Origin of the sequence: Persicobacter diffluens, assembly GCF_036244895.1 — a bacterium.
Taxonomy (GTDB): domain Bacteria; phylum Bacteroidota; class Bacteroidia; order Cytophagales; family Cyclobacteriaceae; genus Persicobacter; species Persicobacter diffluens.
In genome coordinates this window covers 3,477,501-3,489,713 of the sequence record NZ_BQKE01000001.1, presented here as the reverse complement: position 1 = coordinate 3,489,713, position 12,213 = coordinate 3,477,501, and the positions used below count along the sequence as shown (strand labels likewise).

Annotated in this window: 7 protein-coding genes and 8 tRNA genes; 13 read left to right on the top strand and 2 right to left on the bottom strand. The window is 41.6% G+C overall.

Annotated elements, in window-relative coordinates; genetic code table 11:
- Positions 1-44 precede the first annotated feature (44 nt).
- From glyA to AAA970_RS14425, 3 genes are all read left to right on the top strand, one after another.
- The gene (gene glyA / locus AAA970_RS14435) at positions 45-1,313 is read left to right on the top strand and encodes a serine hydroxymethyltransferase (protein WP_060684927.1); all 1,269 of its coding nucleotides are present in this window, start codon (positions 45-47) and stop codon (positions 1,311-1,313) included.
- A gap of 164 nt (positions 1,314-1,477) precedes the next feature.
- Positions 1,478-2,350: a twin-arginine translocase subunit TatC gene (gene tatC / locus AAA970_RS14430; RefSeq protein ID WP_053406515.1), complete on the top strand. Its 873-nt coding sequence runs from the start codon at positions 1,478-1,480 to the stop codon at positions 2,348-2,350.
- A 205-nt stretch (positions 2,351-2,555) separates the two neighbouring features.
- Positions 2,556-2,981 (top strand): RpiB/LacA/LacB family sugar-phosphate isomerase, encoded by a 426-nt coding sequence (locus tag AAA970_RS14425; protein WP_338237610.1) that lies wholly within the window; start codon positions 2,556-2,558, stop codon positions 2,979-2,981.
- Positions 2,982-3,029: 48 nt separating this feature from the next.
- Here AAA970_RS14425 and AAA970_RS14420 read toward each other — a convergent pair whose 3' ends face one another.
- Both AAA970_RS14420 and ung read right to left on the bottom strand, forming a co-directional pair.
- On the bottom strand, positions 3,030-4,127 hold the full coding sequence (locus AAA970_RS14420; protein WP_338237609.1) for a Fic family protein: 1,098 nt from the start codon (positions 4,125-4,127) through the stop codon (positions 3,030-3,032).
- A gap of 1,409 nt (positions 4,128-5,536) precedes the next feature.
- Positions 5,537-6,202 carry a uracil-DNA glycosylase gene (gene ung, locus AAA970_RS14415; RefSeq protein WP_338237608.1) on the bottom strand — a complete coding sequence of 222 codons (666 nt, stop codon included), beginning with the start codon at positions 6,200-6,202 and terminating at the stop codon, positions 5,537-5,539.
- Between the two features lie 240 nt (positions 6,203-6,442).
- Here ung and AAA970_RS14410 point away from each other — a divergent pair.
- The 10 genes from AAA970_RS14410 to AAA970_RS14365 all read left to right on the top strand — a co-directional run bounded on the left by AAA970_RS14410 (position 6,443) and on the right by AAA970_RS14365 (position 12,114).
- Positions 6,443-6,518 (top strand) — tRNA-Gly (locus tag AAA970_RS14410).
- Positions 6,519-6,551: 33 nt separating this feature from the next.
- A tRNA-Gly gene (locus tag AAA970_RS14405) sits at positions 6,552-6,627 on the top strand.
- Between the two features lie 31 nt (positions 6,628-6,658).
- Positions 6,659-6,731, top strand: a tRNA-Gly gene (locus tag AAA970_RS14400).
- A 54-nt stretch (positions 6,732-6,785) separates the two neighbouring features.
- A tRNA-Leu gene (locus tag AAA970_RS14395) sits at positions 6,786-6,869 on the top strand.
- 10 nt (positions 6,870-6,879) lie between these two features.
- A tRNA-Gly gene (locus AAA970_RS14390) sits at positions 6,880-6,952 on the top strand.
- Between the two features lie 66 nt (positions 6,953-7,018).
- Positions 7,019-7,091 (top strand) — tRNA-Gly (locus AAA970_RS14385).
- Positions 7,092-7,147: 56 nt separating this feature from the next.
- Positions 7,148-7,231: transfer RNA gene (locus AAA970_RS14380), tRNA-Leu, on the top strand.
- A 10-nt stretch (positions 7,232-7,241) separates the two neighbouring features.
- A tRNA-Gly gene (locus AAA970_RS14375) sits at positions 7,242-7,314 on the top strand.
- 191 nt (positions 7,315-7,505) lie between these two features.
- On the top strand, positions 7,506-8,489 hold the full coding sequence (locus AAA970_RS14370; RefSeq protein WP_053406522.1) for an AAA family ATPase: 984 nt from the start codon (positions 7,506-7,508) through the stop codon (positions 8,487-8,489).
- Between the two features lie 862 nt (positions 8,490-9,351).
- Positions 9,352-12,114 carry a TonB-dependent receptor gene (locus AAA970_RS14365; RefSeq protein ID WP_338237607.1) on the top strand — a complete coding sequence of 921 codons (2,763 nt, stop codon included), beginning with the start codon at positions 9,352-9,354 and terminating at the stop codon, positions 12,112-12,114.
- Positions 12,115-12,213 lie beyond the last annotated feature (99 nt).

The window sequence follows — 12,213 nt, the reverse complement described above, 5'->3', positions numbered from 1 at the left end:
GCTATTTTTGCGGGATCTAAAATATAACCATACCACTCACGGTCATGACAAGAGACAACGTAATTTTTGATCTGATTGCCAAAGAGCAACAAAGACAGGAAGAGGGCATTGAGTTGATTGCCTCGGAAAACTTCACTTCTCTCCAGGTGATGGAGGCGATGGGAAGTGTGTTGACGAATAAATACGCGGAAGGATTGCCTAAGAAACGTTACTACGGCGGTTGCCAGGTAGTGGATGAAATTGAGCAATTAGCGATTGATCGTGCGAAGGAATTGTTTGCCGCGAACTGGGCAAACGTTCAGCCTCACTCCGGGGCGCAGGCGAATGCAGCAGTCATGTTGGCAATTTTGAATCCTGGTGATAGCATTTTGGGTTTTGACCTTTCTCATGGTGGTCACTTAACTCATGGCTCTCCGGTGAATTTTTCCGGTAAAACTTACAAGCCCCATTTTTATGGCGTAGAGAAAGAGACCGGTATCATCGATATGGATAAGGTGGAGGCTACTGCCAAAGAGGTAATGCCGAAACTGATCATTTGTGGTGCTTCTGCATACAGCCGTGACTGGGATTATGCGCGTTTCCGTGAAATCGCAGATGAGGTAGGGGCTACCCTTTTGGCGGATATTTCTCATCCGGCAGGTTTGATCGCACGTGGTTTGTTGAATGACCCACTAGATCATTGTCATATTGTAACGACTACTACTCACAAAACTTTGCGTGGTCCACGTGGAGGTTTGATCTTGACTCGCGAGGAGATGCCGAACCCTAAAGGGGATACTACTCCAAAAGGAGAGGTTCGTAGCCTGAACGCACAATTGGATATGGCCGTTTTCCCGGGTACGCAGGGTGGTCCTTTGGAGCACGTGATTGCAGCCAAAGCAGTGGCTTTCCAAGAAGCTTTGAGTGATGAGTATATGGATTACGTTTACCAGGTGAAGAAAAATGCAACCGCCATGGCGAAAGCATTTGTGGAGCGTGGTTACGATATCATTTCCGGTGGTACGGATAACCACTGTATGTTGATTGACCTGCGTTCTAAAGGTTTGACAGGTAAATTAGCGGAAAATACATTGGTAAAAGCGGACATCACCATTAATAAAAATATGGTGCCGTTTGATGATAAATCTCCATTTGTCACTTCCGGTATGCGTGTGGGTACAGCAGCCGTAACCAGCCGTAACATGAAGGAGGCAGATATGGAGCAGATTGTTGCCTTCATTGATGCGGTCTTGACTGATCCGGAAAATGAAGCAAATCTGGCAAAGGTAAAAGGCGAGATCAACGCCTGGATGAAAAACTTCCCATTGTATTAATTCTTAGAGAATTTGAATAATATTCAGGGCGGGGCGAATAAATGCTTTTCGGGTGTTTATAAGCCCCGTCCTTTTTTTATTTTCGCATTTGGGCTGTGAATAATTTCTATAGCAGCCGCTATGGTTTCAATCAACTACAATTCGGTTTTCCGAAAATTACTCGTATGTCAATCAAGCAAGAACAGGATATGTCCTTTCTGGACCATTTGGAGGAGTTACGCTGGCATTTGATCCGCGCTTTTGCCTCTATTTTTGTTTTTTCCATCATTGCTTTTCTTTCCAAGAATATTCTGTTCCATCATATCATTCTGGCACCCTCCAGATCTGATTTTTGGACTTACCGCATGTTTTGTGAATTGGGGCAGTATCTGACAGGCTCTGATGCTTTCTGTATAGAGGAGTTGCCTTTTATTCTACAATCTCGTCAGGTGACGGGGCAGTTTATGATGCACGTGCAGTCTTCTTTTGTGGTAGGCTTGATTTTCGCTTTTCCTTATGCTTTTTGGGAAATATGGCGCTTTGTGGCCCCAGGATTATATGATGAAGAAAGAAATGCGGCACGTGGTGCTGTATTTTTTGTAAGTCTTTTATTCGCCCTTGGCGTGATGTTTGGCTACTTCATGGTGTTGCCAATTTCGCTGAATTTTTTGTCCAATTATCAACTGGATCCAACTATTCAGAATGAATTTGACATTATCAGTTATATTGGTACCGTGACCATGGTCGTATTGGCCTGTGCGCTGATGTTCCAGCTTCCGGTAGTGATCTATTTTCTGACCAAGGCAGGTATTGTGACGCCGGCCATACTGGAGGCTTACCGAAAGCATGCATTTGTAGCTTTTTTGGTGGTTTCAGCCATTATTACTCCTCCGGATGTGGTCAGTCAGATTTTGCTTTCCATTCCTTTGGTAGTGCTATATGAGATCAGTATTGTGATTGCCAAGCGGATCCAAAAGCGGGAGCAAAGCGAGGAATTGGTGGTATCTAAAAAGGAGCCGACAACTTATGACGGTCCTTTGGATCAGATGCCGGATTAAGAGCGAGTTTAAAAACCAAAATTCGTAGCGAAAATTTGAAGTATTGCAGGAGCGATATCCGATTATTATGAGAGAATAGCATTGCTATTGTTGAGCAATTATCCAAAATCGTTTCCAATAATTCGAATTTGCAGCCGGAGGGTGTGCTTTTAAACACGTTCTAATATTATTGAAGAGCATTTATTTCAAATAAAACAGCATAAAGATGTCTAAGAAAGTAGCAATTGGTGGTGATCACGCTTCTCCGGAATACAAAGCAGCCATCATTGAGCATTTGGAAGCAAAAGGCTTCGAGGTGAAAAATTATGGAACCAATTCTTTGGATTATCCTGATTTCGCGCATCCGGTAGCCAAGGGCGTGAATGATGGCGAATTTGAGCGTGGTATTCTAATCTGTGGTTCTGGCAATGGCGTGGCCATGACGGCCAACAAATACCCAAATGTGCGTGCGGGTTTATGCTGGACGAAGGAGATTGTGACTTTGATCCGTCAGCATAATGATGCCAATATTTTGGTGCTTCCGGCGCGTTTCACGGCTAAGCAGCAGGTGATCGAAATGGTGGATGAGTTTTTCTCCATGGAGTTTGAAGGCGGTCGCCATCAGAACCGTGTAAATAAGATCTGTATCTGATCAGCAACAGTAATGAAATAAAAGCCGCTTCCGGAAAAGGGAGCGGCTTTATTGTAATATGTTTTCTCCTTCCAGGATGGACATCAGGCGGTGGTTTAAATAAAGCTTCTCCTTTCCTACCCGCACGGATTTTAAATAGCCGGCTTTCTCCAGTTTGATCAAATAGTTCCCCACTGTTTTAGCCGTGCCAAGCTCTGCCTCTACCAATGTCTGTCTTTTAGAATAGGGGAGTTTAAATAATACCTCCATCAGGGTATAGCTATGGAATTTAGGGAACTCTGCCTTAATGGCCTCCGATGTTTGCTCCATTAACTCAATCACCGATTCCATCCGGAATAAGGCCTGTTTGGCGGTAATCTCCACCATATCCAGCATGTACAGGATGAAATCTTCCCAGGCCTCTTTTTCTGTTACTGCTCTAAGCTTTTTGTAATAGGACTCCCTTTCTTTTAAAATATATTCACTCAGAAAAAGGGCCGGGATATCCAACAGTTTATTTTGTTTTAAATACAATAGGAAAAGAATTCTTCCGGTTCTACCGTTTCCGTCGCTGAAGGGATGTATGGCTTCAAATTGGTAGTGCATCAGGCTCATTTTGATCAAAGGGTCCAGGTCATCCTCTGGATCATTAATGTACCGTTCCCATGCTTTTAGTTTTTTCAGTATGGTCTCCTCTCCTTCTGGAGGCGTATAAACCACCTCGCCTCTGGAATTGGCTAATCTGGTACCTGGAAAATCCCGGATGCCAGCCATGTTTTGCTTAATGCACTGCACAATTTTTATGCAAAGGTTAACGGTGATAAATGGCCTTTGCTCAAATTCTGTCATGCCTAACCATAGTGCCTTTTTGTAATGGAAGATTTCCTTATTGGCCGGATTAGCGAAGCGCTTCTCCACCAATAGAGCCTTAAAAAGGTCATCATTGGTGGTAACAATATTTTCAATTTCCGAGCTGGCCTTGGCTTCTTGTATATATAGAGTATCCAGGAAAAGGTTGGGGTTTGGCAGTTTGGTGAGTGCCCCGTTCAATTGCGCTAAGGCCCTGCTGGTAGTGACTAACTTCACCATGATATTTTTAGAATAAAGATCAATTTTAGGGGGTAATGGCGGAAGTGCATTATAAGGAAGATCTTTATGATAAGTCATGGCGATTTAAACAAGGGTAAATTTTTTCACTTTTTACTCTGCAAATAATAACGAGGGTAAACATCAGTTTAGTTGCCCCTTTAAATGTAATTTTTTCAGTTTTTTACTCTTTAAAAGTATTGCTGCTCCCTCAAAATGAGGGTAATTATTAATGAAAATTACCTTTTAGTTTTTTTCGAGTGTAGTATTATGCCTAAACTTCGCATCAAAGGTAAAAACTAGAATATTTTACTTCCCATTTTTTGGTGAAGGTAAATGAGTCCCTGTTATGGTTCTGAATTTTAGGGTGTTCTATTTTTTGTAGGAATGCGGGCTGTTTTTGAATTGCCAAAGAATTATTCCAAGGTGCAGCTCAAGATTACATGTTTTTACATCCATTTTATAACCATTTCAAAGGTAATTTATTGCAATAATTACCTTTGAGAGTGTTTCGAAGGTAATTCGGATACCAATACTAAAAGGGAGAGTAAAAGAAATAAGATTTTACCCTCCCAAAAGGTGAGAAGGTAGTAGCCCTCTTGGAAGAAACTAAGGTAAACCCTTCCATATTCACCTTTAAGCGCTCTTTGGATCGACCATTCTAAAGCTACATCATGATCAGTTCGAAGGTAATAAATGATAAAATTTACCTTTGAAAATGTTTCGAAGGTAAAAATGGCTCCAATGTTAATATGGAGAGTAAAAATAGAGAATTTTTACACTTGAAGGCGGAAAAAAGGTAGATATCCTCCTGGAAAAAACGAAGGAAGCTGCTCCCATATTCACCCTTTAGCGGAATTGAGGGAGAGACTAGGCTGAAGCGTTCTTTGGATTGACCATTTTAAAGTCACATCATGATCAATTTGAAGGTAATAAATTATAAAATTTACCTTTGAAAATGTTTCGAAGGTAGAAAGGGTTCCAATATTAATTTGAAGGGTAAAAATAGAGGGTTTTTACACTTCAAAGTGGAAAGAAGGTAGATGTACTCTTGAAAGAAACTAAGGTAGAGCCCTCCCATATTCACCCTTTAGCGGAATTGAGGGATAGACCAGGCTGAAGCGTTCTTTGGATCGACCATTTTAAAGCCACATCATGATCAATTCGAAGGTAATAAATGATAAAATTTACCTTTGAAAATGTTTCGAAGGTAGAAAGGGTCATTGCTTTATCTTCAAGGGTAAAAAGGGTTATTTTTTCCCTATAAATTGACTATGAGCGTCGGCTTTCAGAGTTTGAAGGGGAATTTACAGCATACCTTAACTTTGATTATTTCCGCCTTGAAAACTGGTAATTCCGAGAGAGCACTCTCCTTAAATTTACTCTTGAAAGAAATTGAAAGGTAAAAAACTGTAAAATTTACCTTTGATTGCTTATCGCAGGTAAATTTTACGCTGAAGAAATCCTTCCCTGGTAATTGCCGCTTCCAGCTACCACTGAATAACTGACTCACCTCTACTATCCAGGTACTTATTCGCCAGGCTGAAATGTTCATTGCCAATAAACCCCCGGTGAGCAGACAAAGGAGAAGGGTGAACGGAGGAAAGAATATAGTGCTTATTCTCATCAATCATACTGCTTTTTTTCTGCGCAAAGGCTCCCCAAAGCATAAACACGACTCCTTCTTTCTCTTCTGCAATCTTTTGAATCACAGCATCTGTAAAAGTCTCCCAACCCTTTTTTTGATGAGAACCCGCCTGCCCCTGCCGTACGGTAAGGGTTGCATTTAGAAGCAATACCCCCTGATCAGCCCAGCGTTCCAAATTGCCTGAAAAAGGGGGATCAATGTCCAGATCTCTTTTGAGTTCTTTAAAAATGTTTCGGAGAGAGGGCGGAAAGGCCACGCCGTCTAAAACAGAAAAGCTTAACCCATGCGCTTGTCCCAGGCCGTGATAGGGATCCTGCCCCAGAATCACCACTTTGGTGTCTTTAAATGAACACCTGTTGAATGCATTGAAGATATAATCCGGATGTGGGAAAATGATTTCTTTGCTGTATTCCTCCTGTACAAAGGCTTTCAGATCATTGAAATAGGCCTTTTGGAATTCTTCCTGAAGAACGGAGGACCAGTCATTTTTGATTTGGAAAGCTACCATCGTTATTGGGCTGGATTTTCTTAATAATTTAAATCGACCCAATTTGGGGAAAAGTCACGATATTTAAAATGATCCCTCATTTTACGGCATTTTTGTATTTGAGCTTTATGGTATTGCCTAAAACCTAGTGGAGAACCGTTAAAGCTCTATTTTTTCACTTTTTTTACTGCAGGGGATTGCAAATCAAATTTCCTTTATTACCTTTGCAGTCCCTTAAGCAATCAAGGGAATGAAAAATAAGCGAAAGTAGCTCAGCTGGTAGAGCACAACCTTGCCAAGGTTGGGGTCGCGAGTTCGAATCTCGTCTTTCGCTCCACTTAGAAATAAGTTGATAAAATATTTTCATTAAGCGAAAGTAGCTCAGCTGGTAGAGCACAACCTTGCCAAGGTTGGGGTCGCGAGTTCGAATCTCGTCTTTCGCTCCACTTAGAGATAAGTTGGAAAATATTTTATTCTGCGAAAGTAGCTCAGCTGGTAGAGCACAACCTTGCCAAGGTTGGGGTCGCGAGTTCGAATCTCGTCTTTCGCTCAAAAAAAGATCGACATGATCTTTTTTATGCCGCATCAGTTCGCTGATGGTCGGGCCGGGATGGTGGAATTGGTAGACACGCAAGACTTAAAATCTTGTGTCCGTTAGGACGTGCGGGTTCGACCCCCGCTCCTGGTACTATATTATTGCGAAAGTAGCTCAGCTGGTAGAGCACAACCTTGCCAAGGTTGGGGTCGCGAGTTCGAATCTCGTCTTTCGCTCAAAAAATTATTGAAATAGTATTTGCAAAATTTTTCAAAGGTGATTAATCTTGCAAGCTCAAATACGCGAAAGTAGCTCAGCTGGTAGAGCACAACCTTGCCAAGGTTGGGGTCGCGAGTTCGAATCTCGTCTTTCGCTCAAGAAAAGATCAACAGGATCTTTTTAAAGAGCCGCATCAGTTTACTGGTGGTCGGGCCGGGATGGTGGAATTGGTAGACACGCAAGACTTAAAATCTTGTGTCCGTTAGGACGTGCGGGTTCGACCCCCGCTCCTGGTACTATATTATTGCGAAAGTAGCTCAGCTGGTAGAGCACAACCTTGCCAAGGTTGGGGTCGCGAGTTCGAATCTCGTCTTTCGCTCATCACCTTCTCTGAATTTCAGGGAAGGTTTTTTTATGCTTTTTTTAAGGAGCCCCCTTTCCCTCTTTTGTTTTCCATTCTTTGTTATTATTTTGGCAGCCCGCCGCAAAGGAGCTAATCCTCTCCCTTAATATTTTAAGTATGAGGGCGGTTTTTGGAGAGTATAAAAATAATCATACCTGATTTTTATAATGGATACCGTAAATAACGAATTGCGAGAAGCACGTCAGCAAAAAATTCAGCAGGTTTTTTCAGAGGTTGGTAAAGTAGTCGTCGGACAGGAGTACATGGTAAACCGCCTATTGATAGGGCTTTTTACCCAGGGGCATATTCTTTTGGAAGGAGTTCCGGGCTTGGCAAAAACCTTAACGGTTAATACCCTGGCTGAAGTTTTAAAGCTGGATTTCCAGCGAATTCAGTTTACACCGGATCTTTTGCCAGCAGATTTGATCGGTACCATGATTTACAACCAGCGTTCCGGAGAGTTTGAGGTGAAGAAAGGTCCTGTATTTGCCAATATTATTTTGGCCGATGAGGTGAACCGTTCTCCTGCTAAAGTGCAGGCAGCACTTTTGGAGTCCATGCAGGAAAAGCAGGTGACTATTGGGGAGACCACCTACCCATTGGATCGCCCATTCTTGGTATTGGCGACCCAGAACCCGGTGGATCAAGAAGGTACTTATCCGCTTCCTGAGGCACAGGTAGACCGTTTTATGATGAAAGTATACGTGGACTACCTTTCTAAAGAAGACGAGCTGGAGGTGATGCGTAGAATGGCCAATATGCAGTTTAACTCCAAGGTGGAAACTATCCTTACCAAGGAGGATGTATTTGCCATTCGTGATGATATCAATGCCGTAACTATTTCGGAATCTTTAGAGAAATATCTGATCGAACTGGTGTTCGCCACCCGTAATCCTAAAGAATATGGTTTGAATGACTATGAGCATTACATTCAGTTTGGGGTGTCGCCACGAGCTTCTATTGCCTTGAATTTGGCAGCTAAGGCTACTGCATATTTTGATAACCGAAACTATGTGCTGCCGGAAGATATTAAAGAAATTGCGCCGGATGTTTTAAGTCATCGAATTTTACTGAATTATGAAGCAGAAGCAGACGGGGTAAGTAGCAGAGATGTAATCGAGGCCATCCTTAAAAAGGTGCCGATTCAATAAAAAGATAGAAATACGAACAAAAAGCCTTCTCCAAACCGGGAAGGCTTTTTGCATTTTAAGCCGAATTTTTCATCTCTAAAAATAGTAGATCACCTTAAGTTGCTCGCCTTCAGATTGATAATGTTAGTTATGTTTGCTGATTTTTTAATAGACCATATTGTGATGAGCTGACTTTTTCCTCATTTATCTGCTTTTTTGGAAAAACTCAAAATAGGGAGCTATTTCTTCATTTCCCCACCTTTCAGCTCGAGCCTGACGAAAGCATGCTTCATTCAGCGCAGCCGAGTGATGCGCACTTTTGTAGATTGTCCCTTTTCAAAGCCATTGTTGTTAGTCGTTCATGAAGTCCTTGGACCGTATCAATGGCCTATATGGGAGGGTGTTTCCGTTTTTTAGATTCACCAGCTTCTTTGTAAAAACTCGACATAGGGGCTATTGCTTTATCTTCTCCTCCTTGCAGCCCAAGGAGGATTTAAGTAAGCAAATTTCATTTTTACGAAGCAGCAGCAAAAGGCCGATGGTGATGAGGTTTTATTGTAATAGAAGGGGTCTAAAGTGATTTTAATCTCATTATTGATTTTTAATGATTGAGAGCGGAATGTTACTGCAATATTACCTTAAGGATTTTGTCGGTGAATACTCGTTAAAATGGTAAAAAGGACTGGTTTGTAAGGGGTAATTCCTTGTTGGGCTTTTCATGGAGAGGCTGGAAGTGATTTAGTGCATCATCTTGAATTGATGTTCTTAATATTCGGTTAAAGAATATTAGATAATCCATAAAGCTAAATTAATTTTTAAGAACTCGTTTAGTAATAGTGGCGCCCTACTTTTGCTCTCGAAAATTGAGTTACATAAAAGATCCATGAAAAACATTTTACTAACCTTTTGGTTGACAGCCTTTGCATCCGTAGCCGCTTTCGCGCAAAGTGGTACAATAAAAGGCGCAGTGAAGGACAAGACGACGGGCGAAGAGATTATTGGTGCCAATGTTTTGATCACCGGTACCACTTCTGGTGCTGCCACTGATGTATTTGGTAATTTTGAATTTAAAGCTGCTGCCGGAGAGCGCTCTATTACAGTATCTTATATTGGTTACAAAGACTGGACCGGGACGGTTACCGTTGCTGCCGGTTCAACCTCTGCCCTGAACGTTAACCTTGATCCTGATTTGGTGGAACTGGAAGGGGTGGTAATTAAATCCAAAGCAGAAAGATCCGGTTCAGAGGTTTTGCTATTAGAGCAAAAGAAAGCGGCCACAATGGTAGAAAACATTGGGGTAAAGGAAATGGCCGTAAAAGGGGTTTCCAATGTGGAAGATGGTTTGACGAAGATGTCCGGTATTGCAAAGGTAGGCTCCAAAGGAGTTTACGTGCGTGGTTTGGGAGACCGCTATAATAGTGCGACCTTGAATGGCTTACCGGTTCCGGCCACCAATCCGGATATGAAAATGATTCCCCTCTCTATTTTTCCTACAGATGTGGTGGAAGCGATTTCAGTAAGCAAGACCTTTAACGCCAGCCAGTATGGCGACTTTGGTGGTGCAACGATAGATATTGGGACGAAGACTTATCCGGAAGAGGCCTTTTTGTCGGTAGGAGTTGGTGCCAGCGGTAACAGTATCGTCACAGGAAAAGACTTTAAAACATTCCAGGATGGCCAATTTGAAAGATTAGGCTTTTCCGGTAACGGTAGAGAGAATACTGTAAATCAAAGAAATGTTCCTTCCTCTCGTGAAACTGGGGGAGATCCTTTCAAAACAGGCTTTACACCAACCACCATTCAGGCGCCAGTGGGTTTTGATTTTAATATTCGTGGTGGAAATAAATTTGATGTTGGTTCAGAAGGGCAAATTGGTTTTATCGCCTCTGTAGCCCATGAGAATGATTTTGAGTACAGAGGTGGTTCCAGAAGAAACCTAAATGCTCAGGCCGTCGAATTAAATAATTTCCAGAGAGATGAGTATAATTACGCTACTCTGACTACCGCTTTGTTAGGGGTGAATTATCAGTTAAATCCAAGACATGATTTTACATACAACCTGCTTTTTGCCAATACTTCGGATAATACCACTTCAGAATTATTCGGTTATGTGCAGGATGTAGCCGCAAATGATATCTTGATCCGTCGAAACACTTACGTGCAATCCCGATTATTAACAAACCAATTGTTGGGAGAACACCTTTTGAATGACAATGAAACATTAACCCTGGATTGGGGAGTGTCTTACTCTACTACCAATAGAGTGGAACCAGATCGACGTCAGAACAGTTTTAGAGTAGATTCCCAAAAATTATTGCAGCTAAACGCTTCTCAAAATCATCGATTTTGGTCTGATATGGATGAGCATGAAATTGCGGCCAAGACCGGTTTGCTTTGGAAGCATGGCGCGATGGCCGATGATGAGGCCAAAGGAACTGTAGCATTTGGTTATCAAGGTAAATTCAAAGGCCGTCAGATGCAGAACTACCAGTACAATATAAGAGCCTCCGGTGATGGACTGAATCAAAATGTAGATCCTGAAAATCCGAATGAATTCTTTTCTGATGAAAATTATTTAAAAGGAAATTATACTTATTCCAATGGTATTGATGTTGCTCAGCATGAGTTTGAAGCGGATATGAATGTGCATGGACTTTATGGTTCTTATGACTATAATATTAACGAACGCTTGAAGGCTTTAATCGGTGTTCGTTTTGAAAATGGTTTGCAGGAAGTAAGATTCAGAAACCTTAGAAACTCGTATGATGATCCCTATCAGATCAGTCAATATAAGACCAATGATATTCTACCAAGCCTTTCATTAAAATATGCTGTAAATGATAAATCTAACTTAAGATTTGCTTTCAGTAAAACTTTGACTAGGCCAGGTATGAGAGAAATCATTCCTTTCCAGTATCAGGATGTGGATGGCAACTTGTTCGAAGGGAACAGAGATCTCCAGAATTCTACTAATTATAACCTGGATTTGAAATGGGAAATATTTCCAAATGCGGGAGAGTTGTTCTCTGTTTCTTTATTTGGAAAGAAAATATATGATGCCATTGAGCTAACGCAGGTTGCTCAAGGCGGTGGTAACCTGTTTACCTATACCAATACCGAGGGAGCGAATATTGGCGGAGCTGAGGTGGAATTCAATAAGAATTTGGAAAATGTCCTTGGTGATGCCTTTCAGGGGATAAGTATTGGGCTGAATGCCACCTATATGTATTCCGAAATTGTGCTGAAAGAAGGGGATCCCAAATCGGAAATCCTTACCAATAAAAGTCGTCAGTTACAAGGGGCCTCCCCCTATTTGGTGAATGCTAACCTGGCTTATAATAAAGAATTTGGCGCTTGGAGCACTACCTTTTCCGGCGTATTTAACATGTTTGGAGATCGGGTGTTTTCTGCAGGTCAGCAAGGCGCAGGAGATATTTATGAAAAGGCAGTTCCAAAATTAGACTTTGTGTGGAAAAACACTTTCTCAGACAAATGGTCTGTTGACCTGAAAGTAAAAAATATCCTGAACCCGGAGATTGAAAGGTACCAAAAGGAATTCAGCGATACGGCTATTCAGGATCAAACTGTGGATAGCTTCTATGAGGGTGTTTCTTTTAGTGTTGGTGTTAGTTATTTGATTAAGTAAATATAAAATTATTTAATATTTATTAATACAAAGTAAATGCAGGATTTGATTTAAGTTAATAAATCGAGTCTATATTTGCTTTCGAAATAAGAACAGAAA